Origin of the sequence: Enterococcus sp. AZ149, from assembly GCF_051714285.1 — a bacterium.
In the GTDB taxonomy this organism is placed as follows: Bacteria; Bacillota; Bacilli; order Lactobacillales; family Enterococcaceae; genus Enterococcus_D; species Enterococcus_D entomosocium.
Genome location: NZ_JBIORO010000001.1, coordinates 3,051,370 through 3,064,277 on the forward strand (window position 1 = coordinate 3,051,370; position 12,908 = coordinate 3,064,277).

Genomic DNA, 12,908 nt, shown 5'->3' on the forward strand with positions numbered 1-12,908 from the left:
TTTACGGCAGCTATCTTAAATGCAGCTTAAGACAAAACAGTTTTTTTAAGCATTTTTTATGCTATTCGTGCTATTCTTATCCTTAAAGAGGTGGGAACATGATTAAATTATTAGTAATCGAAGATGACAAAACATTATCTGAAAATATGAAAGAGATCGTCAGCGAAATCGGTGAAGTCACGCAAGCATATGATGGCAGTGAAGGCTTGTACGAGGCGGAAACGGGGATCTATGACTTGATTATTCTTGACTTGATGATGCCTGAGATGAACGGCTATGAGGTGCTTTCAGCATTACGAAAAAAAGGACTCCAAACACCCGTCCTGATTTTAACAGCCAAAGACGGCTTAGAAGACAAAGTAACCGGCTTTCAAAAAGGGGCTGATGATTATTTGACTAAGCCTTTTTATCGGGAAGAATTATTGATGCGGATCAAAGCGTTGCTAAAACGCTCCTTAGGTTTGTTCAATGAAAATACACTGGAATATAATGGGTTGCTCTGTAACCTTGGCACCAACGAGGTCAGCTATCAAGGGGAGCTTTTACCGATTCAAGGGAAAGAATTTGAGCTACTGCTCTATTTTCTACAAAATAGAAACATTATTTTGACCAAGGAACAGATTTTTGATCGCATCTGGGGGTTCGATTCAGAAACGACCCTGACTGTCGTAGAAGTCTACATGAGCAATCTGCGAAAACACTTGCGCCAGACAGGAATCGACAAAGAGATCCGTACGTTGCGAAATGTCGGCTATATTATGCAAGGAGCCTAGTCTATGAATAAAGAACGCTCTAAGAGACAACGGCTGCACTCCTTTCTCCTAAATGTCAGTGCCTTTGCTTTGGTCTTCTTACTTTTAGGAACGATCGTGCTCCAATTATTCAACCAATCGGCTTATCGTCAAACCGATATTTCTTTGGAACAAGCAGTCAAAGATACCCGCTTGATCCAAGCTGAGATCAGCGCTTCGCAATCCAATCTAGAGGTATTGCCACCAGATAGTGCAATGCCGAAGATCCCTGGTACCAATCGCTTCAACACCCAGTTGATCCTCTGGTCTGAGGACGGCGAGATTTTAAACAAACAGACTTTAGGCGGCCGTTTTTCACAATTGGCAAGTCTATCTTTAGATACGAGCCATTTAGACAGTATCACGTCTTTTTCAGTGGTGGATCAGTCCTTGTCAGAGGAAGAAGAGACACTTTTGTTTCGCTCAATCACCACCAAAGCCCCAACCAATGACGCCGGGGTCGGCTATATCCAAGTCTTAGCGAACACCAATCAAATCAAAAATGCCATGAACAATTTCCAAACCATCTTGATTTTATCGATGATTTTTTTCTGGATTCTCTCGATCGGGATCAGCTACTTGCTTTCCAGCTTGAACATGCGCCCAATTTTAGCCTCGTGGAAGAAACAACAAGAATTTGTCGAAAATGCTTCTCACGAGCTGCGCACACCATTGACGATCATTCAAAATAGTCTGGAGCGCCTGTTTACCAAGCCCAATCATACGATCATTGAAGAATCTGAAAGCATTGCACAAGCGTTAGCGGAAACCCGACGGCTAACTGGATTAACGGCTGATCTACTAACGATTGCCCGCAGTGATTCCAATCAACTGCTGTTAACGAAAGAAACCGTCGAATTAGTTCCGTTTATCGATGACTTAGTCAAACCTTTCAAAGAAATTGCCGAACTGGATCAAAAACATTTTATTGTCGAAAATTTTGCCAAAACGACCGCTTGCTTTGATCAAAAGAAAATTCATCAAGTCCTCGTGATTCTCCTAGATAATGCCTTAAAATATACCAGCAGTGGTGATAAAATTACGCTCTTATCGGAGATTTCTAACAAGCAATGGCTGATCGAGGTCAAAAACACGGGACCAACTATTTCCGATGAAGAGAAAGCTCGCATCTTTGACCGCTTCTACCGCGAGGATCGTTCTCGCTCCAAGGAGACCGGCGGCTATGGTTTAGGCTTAGCGATCGCCAAGCAAATCGTCGAAGAGCACAAAGGACAAATTCTGGTCAAAGATCTGCAGCCACGAGGGGTTATTTTTCAGATTCGCTTACCTAAAGAAGGATAAAGGAGAAAAAAATGCAGGTCATCACCCTTAAAGAACACCCTGAATACTTAGCAGAAGCGATCCGTTACTTCCAAAAACAGTGGGCTGGCCCCGATTCCCTCATGGTTTATGAAGACAGCCTGACCCATAGTTTTTCAACAAGCATTTTGCCGCAATGGCTACTGCTGGTCAACGAAGAAATCGCAGCAGACGGACCTTATCAAATCATCGGCTGCGGCGGCTTGATCCCCAACGACTTCATCAGTCGGATGGATTTGACGCCTTGGCTTTGCGCCTTGTATGTGGACCCTTTGTGGCGTGGCCAAGGCGGTGCCCGCCTTTTGATCGAAACAGCTAAACAGCGCGCTGCTGGAGCTGGTTTTGATTCTCTGTATCTATGTACGGATCTTTCTACTTTTTATGAGCAGTTTGCTTTCGAACCGATCGGCACTGGCTACCACCCTTGGGGAGAGTCTTCCACCATCTATCGCTGTTCTCTCACGTAAATAAACAAAAAAAGCTGTGAACAAAATTGTTCACAGCTTTTTTCACTCACAGTACTATTGCTAGTAGAATACCCTATCTCCACAAAAGGAATATTCCGACACCCTACAAATCCGGTAGGTTGCTTACGCGGTGTGCCTCTGCTATCAATCTGGTCAGCTAATGCTAGACCTTCTCGACTCGTCGCATGATGATTACTTTACCATAAAATTAGTCGGAATACTACTGTTTTTTTTTTTATAAAATCAAAAACTGCGGATAAACATCTTTCAAGAAAGAGCACTTATCAGCAGTTTTTCATGAATCAATGGTTACTTTTCAATAGAAACATTCCCATCGACGGTTAAAAAAACTTAGGATAAGAAGGTCGCTACTTTGGTCGTAATCAAATCAATGGCTACGTGGTTTTCGCCGCCTTCTGGTACGATGACATCAGCATACCGTTTTGTCGGTTCGATAAATTGATGATACATCGGTTTTACGACCGTCAAGTATTGTTCGATCACAGAATCCAACGTCCGGCCACGTTCTTCCATATCACGTTTGATTCGGCGAATAATGCGAATATCATCGTCTGTATCAACATAAAGTTTAATATCCATTAAATTACGTAATCGCTCATCTTCTAAAATCAAGATCCCTTCCAAGATAATGACTTCTTTGGGTTCTTGAATGATCGTTGCTTCGCTGCGAGTATGAGCGACATAATCATAGACAGGTTTTTCGATCGTTTGATATGCAAGCAGCTGCTGCAAGTGATCGATCAACAAATCAGTATCAAATGCAAAAGGATGGTCATAGTTGGTGTTCAACCGTTCTTCAAAGCTCAGATCACTTTGGTCTTTATAGTAGGAGTCTTGTTCAAGCATCATAATAGAATGGTTGGGGAAATGATTAAAGATCGCCCGACTCACGCTTGTTTTTCCACTACCTGATCCACCTGTCACACCAATAATAATGGGCTTGCCATTCGTCATTCAATTAACCTCTTTCATCTTAAAAAATTCACACTGGTTCTATTATAGCGAAAATTCGGCAAATTACTACTGTTTCTGTAGAATCAGTGCTGCAATAAAGGAAGTAATTGCTGCAAACGTTCGATCTCAACGGTAGGCTGAATCTCACCACTGTTTTTTTTCTTTGGATTAAACCAAATCGTGTCGATCCCTGCCAATTGTCCGCCTAAGATATCTGAAGTCAGTGAATCGCCAATAATGACTGTTTCTTGTTTTTTAACGTTTGGTATGCGGGCAAACACGTAGTCAAAATATTCTTTCATTGGTTTTTGATAACCCGTGTCTTCTGAAACAAAAATATCACGGAAATAGGGCTTCAATTTGGCATCTTCCAAGCGACGGTACTGGGTTTCAGAAACCCCGTTCGTAACCACGTATAGGTCAAAATGCTGCGCCAACTCCGCTAAGATCTCATCACTGTTGTCTAACAGTTTATGTCCTTCATTTAGAAATTCTCGGTACGCCAATTCAACTGCTGGACTATCGACCTGAATGCCTTGCGTTTCAAAAAACAAGCCGAAACGCTCATTGATGACTTGGTCTCTCGTGATTTTCCCTTGCTCAAACTGCTGCCACAAATCATGATTGATCGTTTGATAGCTTTGTTTGCGCTCTGGAGTCATTTCCAAGCCATGAGCTTCAAACAGTGCTTTTAAGGCTTGATCTTCGGTATCTTGAAAGTCGAGGATCGTGTCATCGACATCAAATAATAATGTTTTATACTTCATTTTCTCCCTCTTTCTCAGCGGAAATGCGCCGCCAGTCCTTTTAATTCTTCTTGCGTCAGCGAGCGATAACTGCCCACTGCTAAATCATCTGGTAGAACCAGCGAACCCATCGCTGTTCGTTTCAGCTGAATGACTTTTTTCCCTCGGGATAAAAACATCTTTTTCACTTGATGGAACTTGCCTTCAGCAATTTCTAACGAAACAAAGGAATGATCCGCTCGGGCATCGATGATCGTTAGGGCAGCTGGTTTGCAAGTGACACCACCATGAAAGGTGATCCCTGCAGCAAATGCCGCCACATCCTCAGGAGTCACCAAGTCATTGACCACCACTTCATATCGCTTGGTCACCTTTTTGGTGGGATGCAGCAAGTCATAGCCTAACTGACCATTCGTCGTAACTAATACCAACCCTTCCGTGTCCCGATCCAATCGACCGACGGCATAAAGATCAGGATGTTGATCTTCGGGTGCAATCAAAGCGATCACTGTCTGGTGCTGTTGATCCAGATTGGCTGTAACGACACCCTTGGGCTTGTTGACGATATAATAGCGTTCCTGTGTTTCCAACTGCCGCCCCGCAACCATGATTTGATGCAAGCTGCTATCGACGTTGCGCTCGGGCCTTCGCTCAATCCTATGATCCACAAAGACCTTTCCTTGCTGGAACAACCGTTTCATCTCTTTCCGAGATGTATTCAATTGTTGCTCGATCACTTTATCTAAACGCATAAATTTTTCTCCATAGTGGCTATTATAGCTTAGGATCTAGCGAAAGGAAACTGCCAGGATTTCAAATGATTTGACTTTCTTTGTCTTTTTGCGTAAGGTTAAAGAGTAAAGTAAATATAGTTTCTCATACACAGCGTTATGACCTGGTGGAGAAAAGTTGAACCAAAACTTTCTGGGGCAGTTGTGTACACAACTGCCCTTTTGCGTGTTTTTACTCACGTACCACTTAATGTGCAGAGTTAACAAAATTTGCTTAAAAAATCTCGTTACTAACGAGAAAATTTTAGGAGGAATTGAGTTATGTCAGTATCATTAGAAGTTACGAAAAGAGAAGTTCGCCCACGTTCTTTACGGAACAAGTTGCGTCACGAAGGAAAAGTACCTGCAATTGTCAATGGGTACAAAGTAGAAAGCACACCGATTGCTGTCAATGCAGCAGAATTAGAAAAAATCTTGCGTGAAAATGGATTGAATACCGTAATCACGATCAGTTTAGAAGGCAAAAAAGTCAATACACTGATCAAAGAGTATCAATCAGATACCTTCACACGCAATTTAACCCATGTTGAATTCCTATCTGTCGATATGAATGAAGAAACAGAAGTAGAAGCAGAAGTAACCTTAATTGGCGAATCTGCTGGTGTCAAAGCTGGTGGTGTTCTAGCACAAAACTTGTATACAGTCGTTGTATCAGCAACACCAGACAAATTGCCTGAACGTGTTGAGATCGATGTGACGTCATTAGAGATCGGCGATTCATTAACAGTGGCTGATCTGCCTAAGAACGACGAGTACACGATCGTGACCGATCCAGAAGAACAAATCGTTGCGGTTACTGAACCACAAGAAATCTCTGAAGATGAAGAAGCCGGCGAAGCTGCTGAACCAGCAGTTATCGGTGAAGACGAAGAGTAATCATAGAACACCGTTCTTAAGATCACGTCTTCAATCAACAGACACTTCTAAGAAATGTAGGACTCTTGAAGGGATTTCCCTTCAAGAGTCCTTTTCATTCTTACGAAGAGCTGGTATGCTGCAACTGACTATTTCCCATTGAAAGACGTCTTTGGGAAAGCTTGGTCCAGCCAACCCAACAAATTTTTAAGAAAATAGTTAAAATGCGTCGCTGACCAAAAAGAAAAGCAGAAGTAGTTGCATTTTTGACGGTTCTTCATTATGATAAATAGACAAATTTGATGTTAATGGCAAGCCTACTTGAAGGAGGGGTTTATTATGTTTGAAACATTTGATGATCACCGCAGTCGTTACGCTTCTGGCGGTATTGTTCAAACACTACCTAGCGAACTGATCGATAGTATATGGTTAATCATTGATCTTGATTTAAAAGGGTTTATTCCGTTGACAAATCTGCTCACCTTTGAAGTCCAAAACAATCATGGTCGTGTCACCCTGCTTTTTTCTCAAGCCCAAAGTCAAATCGAACTTGGTGTTGATCTACCGTACCGGTATTCCGACCTGTATCCCCAAAAAGTCTATGTATATGACGATGGGCAACGGCAAACGATTTTATTGCCTAGCGAGACTCGTTAACGCCCATTCGCCATTCTCTTTTTATAACGACACCTATATAAAAAACCACCCTTTTTATTTTAGAAGGCGGTTTTTTTTTGCATACCTCCTTTCATTTAATTCTGTCTAGCAGCAATTTCAAATAAATACTCGACAAAAACATCGTTTTTTATTACGTTTTATTGACTATTTTTTGCGAGTGAAAATAACGAATGAAGTTCCCTTATAATAAGGACAGTTGCAAAATTTAGCTGAAAGAGGTGCATGATGTTGAAAAATATCCTTGAAAAAGATATTATGCAAATGCTGCGACTCTCCACAACACTTTTAACCGAAAATCCCCTGCCTTTGAATAAAGCTGCTTCCGCCCAAAATATCTCTGTCAAAACGATCCGCCGGCTGCTGTCAAGCTATTTAAACGAGGACCCATTCTTCCACTATGATGTACAACAAGGGCACATTCGTGCAGAACGTCATTTGCAGCAATCAGCCAGTTGCTCCCTCCCCCATATGGAAATGATTGCTGCATTATTCAATAAAAGTGCAAATTATCAGCTACTCTTGCTCTTGTTAAAAATGCCGACTATTTCCTTTGCAGATCTCTACAAACGCTATTATCTCAGCCCATCCAGTTTGCATCGGCGCTTTTCATCCTTTTCTAACTTTTTAGCACCTTATCAACTAGCTATCGATCGCCGCAGTTATCCTTTAATCACTGGCAACGAACGACAACTGCGCTATGTGCTTTTTCGCCTTACCCTCTTAGCAAACCCAGCGCTTATCTCCCCCAATCAAGCGTTTCAGGAGCTGACACAAATCCATCAGTTACGGAAAACTGCTTTTTATCCCAACACATCAATCACGTTTACTCAACAAGTTTTTCCCAAACACTTTGTTCCAAGTTTCTACTTAGTCGGCGAACGCAGCTATTTGTTTTTATGGAAACAGCTTCTAACACTGGAGCCTTTCTATGTACCTGCAGAAGAATCTGGCCTCTTATGCCAAATCATCACCCCAGTTTTGAGACAGTATCCAATCGAGCAGCCGTTAGAGGTTCTTTTGCCGAAAATTTTCCAAGCCCATCTGCTGGGGGCATTATTGGAGGGCAATTTATTTGTCTACCCGCCATTAAATCCTCGCTTATCTGAACGTTCACAACGCTTGGTCCGTGCTTTCTTGACACAGCTTCCCCACTACGAAAAACTTTTAAAGAAGCATCCCGAGTTGCCCTTACTCTATGAATGCATTTGGCAAGACGTCTCTTTCTTCCAACCCATCATTGCCTTTCCGCAACAAAAAGAGCGCCCACTTGAATAGCGGTACGCTCTTTTTAAAATCATTTTACTATCAGTGAATTATTTTGCGTCAGCATCAACGATTTTCACTGAACCTTGCCATTGTTCTTCAACAAAGTCTTTGATTTCGTCTGAATGAAGCACTTCAATCAATTTCTTGATTTTGTCGCTATCTTCGTCACCACTGCGGACAGCGATCACGTTGACATAAGGAGAATTATCCGCTTCTAATAAAACAGAATCATCCGCTGGGTTCAAATCGATCCCGAATGCGAAGTTCGCATTGATGGCAATTAGGTCTGCTTCGTCGTTTTGATAAGCAGTCGCCAAAAGAGATGGATCGACGTCATGTTTAAATTCTAAGTTTTTCGGATTTTCAGCAATATCATCAAAGGTTGCCGTTTCTGTATCAACGCCGTCTTTTAAGGTAATCAAGTCAGCATCTTGTAAAATCGTTAGGATACGACCCCAGTCAGATTCAGAAGTGGAAGTAAGAACCGTTGCACCATCTTCTAGTTCTGAAATATCAGAGATTCGTTTTGAGTAAAGACCCATTGGCTCGATATGGATCGCACCGGCATTAACAAAGTCATAGCCATTGTCTGCGATTTGTTTGTTCAAGTAAGGAATGTGTTGGAAGTAATTGGCATCGATATCACCATTTTCCAATGCTTTGTTTGGCAACACATAATCATCGAAGGTTTTGATTTCAAGATCAATGCCTTCTTCTGCTAGTAAAGGTTTGGCTTGTTCTAAAATTTCCGCATGAGGCGTAACCGATGCACCGATCACTAATTTTGTTGATTCTCCCTCAGCCGCAGATGAATCAGAGCTTCCTGAATTTGAGCCCGTTCCACAAGCAGCTAAAGCGGCAGTTAACAATAAGGTTGTTGCAATACCAAAAATCTTTTTCATATCCATTTCCTCCCATATTTTCCACTTTTTGTTCTTCGTTTCATTTACCGTTTATCGGTGGCCTTCGCAAGGAAATCGCCGACCCCTTGGATAATGAAAACGATAATTAAAATAATCACTGTTGCAACAAGCGTAACAGTGTAATTTCCACGTTGAAATCCTTCTTGCCAAGCCAAAGCGCCTAGCCCACCGGCACCAATCGCACCTGCCATGGCGGTATAACCAATCATTGAGATCGTTGTGACCGTCAGTCCTGAAATCAATGCCGGAACACTTTCTGGAATCACGATCTTATAAATGATCTCCCAGTAACTGGCGCCCATCGCTTCGGCGGCTTCAATCACACCAGGATTGACTTCACGAAAAGCAATTTCCACCATCCGAGCATAAAACGGCGCAGCCGATAAAACTAATGCTGGGATCGCTGCTTTTGCCCCTAGGAACGAACCGACTAATAATGTTGTAAACGGAATGATCAAGACCATCAAAATCATGAATGGCGTTGAGCGAAAGGCGTTACTGATGATGGAAACCACATTATAGAAAATGTTGGCTCCCGCCGTTTGTTTACGCCCTAGTGAATAAAGCGCCAATCCTAGAAGCAAACCGATCACAACCACTAAAACCATTGAGAAAAAAGTCATAAACAAAGTGTCCAGAGTGGCTTGCTGCATGTTGGTCCAGTCGACTTTTTCAAAATTAAAATAGGTTTCTACAAATGACTTATCCACGTTCAATCACCTCCACGCCCACTTGCTGCTCTTTGAAAAAGGCGATCGCTTTTTCGACCTCACTTGCTTCACCTGTCAATAAGACCGTCAAGCCGCCGAAGGATCCTTCATTGGTTTGTTGGATCTTTCCGTAAACGACATTGACATCGATCTGAAAGCGGCGGATCGCTTGTGAAATGACTGGTTCATTGGCGTTGTCTTGTGTGAATGTCAAGGTCACTAAATGCCCTTGCGGATTTTCTCGTAAGAAGGCTTGCCGTAGTTCTTCAACATCTTCTTCTGGTTCCAAATCTTGCTGAACAAAACGTTTGGTCACTTCTTGCTGCGGGTTACGGAAAACCGATTGTACTGATCCTTCTTCAACGATCTGCCCATGCTCCATCACCGCGACCTTGTTGCAGATTTTACGAATGACGTTCATTTCATGGGTAATCAGCACAATCGTCAAATGCAATTTTTTATTGATGGAAAGTAAGAGATCCAACACTTCTTCTGTTGTTTGTGGATCTAACGCACTCGTTGCTTCATCACACAGCAAAATTTCTGGTTCATTCGCTAATGCACGAGCAATCCCGACTCTTTGCTTTTGCCCGCCAGACAATTGTGCCGGATAGGCAGTTTCCCGTCCTTCCAACCCAACTAACTTGATCAGCTCTTGCGCCCGTTGCCGTCGTTTTGCTTTTTCAACGCCTGCCAACTCCAATGGCAATTCGATGTTCTCCGCCACCGTTCGAGACCATAATAGATTAAAGTGCTGAAAAATCATGCCGATTTTTTTACGGAAGTTTCTCAATTCTTTGTTTTTCAATGCCAAAATATTTTGACCGTTAATGACTACATCTCCTGCTGTCGGCAATTCTAAGCCGTTCAACAAACGAACTAATGTACTTTTCCCAGCACCAGAGTAGCCAACGATTCCATAGATATCGCCTTTTTCCACTTGCAGTGAAACATCATTGACGGCGTGGACAGCCGTTTGCTTTTTGCCGAATGACTTTTTTACATGCGACAATTCGATTAATGCCATGTTATTCCCATCTTTCCTCTTTGGTTGGTTAAACACAAAAAAAGCTTTCATCCTCTGTACATTATACTGTTACAAAGGACGAAAGCACAACTTCCGCGTTACCACCTTGATTTACTGTCGATTCACATCAACAGCCTCGCTCAGTACTTGAATTGCTTCGCATACTGCTGCACTGTAACGGGTGCCTCCCGTGATAGGCTTGTTTCCACTCACCTATCATGCTCAAAGACCATCTTCCATCCTCTCTCCGTTGCCCATTTGCACCAAACAGGGCTCTCTGTGTACGTTAAGAACATGTACTCTTCTTTTCAAAGCATTCATTTATTGAGCAAATTATAGCAACGTCTTATCCGACTGTCAATTCTTTTTGAAAAAATAGTCGTTTTTACAGATTTGACTTACAAGTCTTCAAATTGACTTGGGTCAACCTCTTTGAAGCTGACAAGCCAAGCGTTCATTTCGTCTTCATCATTTAAGGTATCAATGGATTGATCGATTTTTTCATTTACGGAAGAAATCACGCCCGTCAATGGACTTGGAAATTCACTGACTGCTTTTTCCGCTTCCAGCTCAACAAGGGTCTCTCCTTGTTTTAAAGCAGTTCCTGCTTTTTGAATCGAAGCAAACGTGACCGCACCAAGTTCTTCTTGCGCTTCTTTTGTTAAACCGACACAATATTCTTTCCCGTTAAACAAAACCCACAAATTATCTTTTTTTCTTAAGCATTTCTTTTCCATGATTCTTGTAAGACTCCTTCATATTCATTTTCTTTAAATCCATTAATCAAAAAGCGGTCGCCGCTAACGAGTAGTGGGCGCTTGATCAACATACCATCGGTTGCCAGCACATCGGCTGCGTCTTGGGCAGTCATGGTCGGCACTTTTTCTTTTAATTGCAATTCACGGTATTTCATGCCGCTTGTGTTAAAGAAACGGGTTAACGGTGCTTCGCTTGATTGAATCCAAGCCAGCAATTGTTCCGGTTGAGGCGGTGTGGCCACCATATCGATCGCTTCAAAGGGAATCTCGTGCTCTTCTAACCAACGCTTCGCATTTCGGCATGTACTGCATTTTGGGTACCAATAAAATGTAATCATGTGAACTCCTTAAAGTGTTTTTGGTGCGGTCTCAGCTTGATAGCGCATCGATAAAATCAAACCGATCCCAATCATATTGCTTAATAGGGCAGATCCTCCTTGGCTGATAAACGGCAGTGGAATCCCCGTCAACGGTAAGAGACCGATGTTTGCGCCAATGTTTTCAAACACATGGAAGAGAATCATCATAATGATCCCAGTTGCCAAGTAGGCATAAAATTCATTGTTGGTATCGAAACATACCCGGATCATCCGGTAGATCAAAATAAAATACAATAAAATGACAAACGCGCTGCCAATAAACCCAAAATTCTCACCGATCACCGAAAAGATCATATCGGATTCTCGGACCGGTACATACACATCGCTGACATTAAATCCTTTCCCGAACATCCCGCCAGAGGCGATCGCCATCAGAGCGTACGCCAATTGGAAGGATTGCCCTTGAGTATCATGAAAAGGATCTAGCCATGAATCGATACGAGCGAATTGGTACTCTTTAAAGATCCCTGTATTGTACAGCAACTCACGACCAACATCGGTGGTCACTAAGAAAATCGTTCCGCCACCGAGAATCACGAATGCTGCAATCACTGGCACAACGATTCGCCAAGAGATCCCCGACATCAAGAAGACCCCACCGAAAATCGCCAGAAAGACCAGCATCGTACCAAAGTCGTTTTGCAAGGTAATCAGGATCAGTACTGGAATCGTGACGGCCAACATTTTCGCAATCAGCAACCCATCTGTTTTCAGATCCCGTTCCCGATGCTTGACATTGTGCTGCGTGACGACTAAGGCCAACATCATAATATAGGCAATCTTCATCAATTCTGAAGGCTGGAGGGTAAAGGGACCAAAACGGAACCAGTTTTTTGACCCTGTCGAGGTAGCCATTGTCCGGTCATAAAATTTCAACAGCGCCAACATGACGGCTAATCCAGCTCCATAAATATAGGGAGTCAATTTCCAGAGCCATTTTGATTTGATCTGCATGATAATAATCACCGCAATAATACCTAACACATACCATAAAGCTTGAAACCCTAGGGTTCGCCACATATTCGGGTTATTTGGATCATGCGTCAACGCCACATACAAGGACGCCACTCCAATCAGACATAATAAAAATACGGGTAGAATCACACCGTAGTCAATTCGATTATCGTTCGTTTTTATTCGTGAATTTTCCATGTCCACACTCTCTTCTGTAGAATCTTTATCCATTATAGTGATATTTGAGGAGAAAAGAAAGGATTGTCC

At 42.5% G+C, this 12,908-nt stretch carries 15 protein-coding genes and 1 other annotated feature; of the genes, 6 read left to right on the forward strand and 9 right to left on the reverse strand.

Features of this window, described 5'->3' with window-relative positions; translation table 11 throughout:
- Window positions 1-98: 98 nt before the first annotated feature.
- Genes IGI94_RS14045 through IGI94_RS14055 form a run of 3 tightly spaced genes read left to right on the forward strand, consistent with a single transcriptional unit; the run spans window position 99 to window position 2,578 of the window.
- Window positions 99-773: a response regulator transcription factor gene (locus IGI94_RS14045; protein ID WP_005233644.1), complete on the forward strand. Its 675-nt coding sequence runs from the start codon at window positions 99-101 to the stop codon at window positions 771-773.
- A gap of 3 nt (window positions 774-776) precedes the next feature.
- On the forward strand, window positions 777-2,093 hold the full coding sequence (locus IGI94_RS14050) for a sensor histidine kinase (RefSeq protein ID WP_005233642.1): 1,317 nt from the start codon (window positions 777-779) through the stop codon (window positions 2,091-2,093).
- An 11-nt stretch (window positions 2,094-2,104) separates the two neighbouring features.
- Window positions 2,105-2,578, forward strand: a complete 474-nt coding sequence (locus tag IGI94_RS14055) for a GNAT family N-acetyltransferase (RefSeq protein WP_016612933.1) — start codon at window positions 2,105-2,107, stop codon at window positions 2,576-2,578.
- 351 nt (window positions 2,579-2,929) lie between these two features.
- Here IGI94_RS14055 and udk read toward each other — a convergent pair whose 3' ends face one another.
- From udk to IGI94_RS14070, 3 genes are all read right to left on the reverse strand, one after another.
- Window positions 2,930-3,553, reverse strand: a complete 624-nt coding sequence (gene udk, locus IGI94_RS14060) for a uridine kinase (protein ID WP_005227927.1) — start codon at window positions 3,551-3,553, stop codon at window positions 2,930-2,932.
- Window positions 3,554-3,636: 83 nt separating this feature from the next.
- Window positions 3,637-4,320, reverse strand: coding sequence for a YjjG family noncanonical pyrimidine nucleotidase (locus IGI94_RS14065; protein ID WP_008379392.1), 684 nt, complete (start codon window positions 4,318-4,320; stop codon window positions 3,637-3,639).
- A 14-nt stretch (window positions 4,321-4,334) separates the two neighbouring features.
- Window positions 4,335-5,051, reverse strand: a complete 717-nt coding sequence (locus IGI94_RS14070) for a 16S rRNA pseudouridine(516) synthase (protein WP_016612935.1) — start codon at window positions 5,049-5,051, stop codon at window positions 4,335-4,337.
- 300 nt (window positions 5,052-5,351) lie between these two features.
- Here IGI94_RS14070 and IGI94_RS14075 point away from each other — a divergent pair, with 300 nt between their 5' ends.
- The 3 genes from IGI94_RS14075 to IGI94_RS14085 all read left to right on the forward strand — a co-directional run bounded on the left by IGI94_RS14075 (window position 5,352) and on the right by IGI94_RS14085 (window position 7,898).
- Window positions 5,352-5,966 (forward strand): 50S ribosomal protein L25/general stress protein Ctc, encoded by a 615-nt coding sequence (locus IGI94_RS14075; protein WP_005227923.1) that lies wholly within the window; start codon window positions 5,352-5,354, stop codon window positions 5,964-5,966.
- Window positions 5,967-6,284: 318 nt separating this feature from the next.
- The gene (locus IGI94_RS14080; RefSeq protein WP_005233624.1) at window positions 6,285-6,602 is read left to right on the forward strand and encodes a DUF960 domain-containing protein; all 318 of its coding nucleotides are present in this window, start codon (window positions 6,285-6,287) and stop codon (window positions 6,600-6,602) included.
- A gap of 243 nt (window positions 6,603-6,845) precedes the next feature.
- Window positions 6,846-7,898 (forward strand): helix-turn-helix domain-containing protein, encoded by a 1,053-nt coding sequence (locus tag IGI94_RS14085; RefSeq protein WP_438899897.1) that lies wholly within the window; start codon window positions 6,846-6,848, stop codon window positions 7,896-7,898.
- Window positions 7,899-7,936: 38 nt separating this feature from the next.
- Here the strand turns inward: IGI94_RS14085 and IGI94_RS14090 are convergent, their stop codons facing one another.
- The 6 genes from IGI94_RS14090 to IGI94_RS14115 form a co-directional block, all read right to left on the reverse strand.
- Window positions 7,937-8,791: a MetQ/NlpA family ABC transporter substrate-binding protein gene (locus IGI94_RS14090; RefSeq protein ID WP_010749087.1), complete on the reverse strand. Its 855-nt coding sequence runs from the start codon at window positions 8,789-8,791 to the stop codon at window positions 7,937-7,939.
- 44 nt (window positions 8,792-8,835) lie between these two features.
- Complete coding sequence (locus IGI94_RS14095) at window positions 8,836-9,522, reverse strand: methionine ABC transporter permease (RefSeq protein WP_005233617.1); 687 nt, start codon at window positions 9,520-9,522, stop codon at window positions 8,836-8,838.
- Complete coding sequence (locus tag IGI94_RS14100) at window positions 9,515-10,549, reverse strand: methionine ABC transporter ATP-binding protein (protein ID WP_008379383.1); 1,035 nt, start codon at window positions 10,547-10,549, stop codon at window positions 9,515-9,517. Before IGI94_RS14100 ends, IGI94_RS14095 begins: the two co-directional genes overlap by 8 nt.
- A gap of 71 nt (window positions 10,550-10,620) precedes the next feature.
- Window positions 10,621-10,870 (reverse strand) — a binding site (T-box leader).
- Between the two features lie 77 nt (window positions 10,871-10,947).
- Complete coding sequence (locus IGI94_RS14105; protein WP_008379381.1) at window positions 10,948-11,286, reverse strand: glycine cleavage system protein H; 339 nt, start codon at window positions 11,284-11,286, stop codon at window positions 10,948-10,950.
- On the reverse strand, window positions 11,268-11,645 hold the full coding sequence (locus IGI94_RS14110) for an arsenate reductase family protein (RefSeq protein WP_008379379.1): 378 nt from the start codon (window positions 11,643-11,645) through the stop codon (window positions 11,268-11,270). Before IGI94_RS14110 ends, IGI94_RS14105 begins: the two co-directional genes overlap by 19 nt.
- A 9-nt stretch (window positions 11,646-11,654) precedes the next feature.
- Window positions 11,655-12,839, reverse strand: coding sequence for an FtsW/RodA/SpoVE family cell cycle protein (locus IGI94_RS14115; RefSeq protein ID WP_008379376.1), 1,185 nt, complete (start codon window positions 12,837-12,839; stop codon window positions 11,655-11,657).
- Window positions 12,840-12,908: the final 69 nt, after the last annotated feature.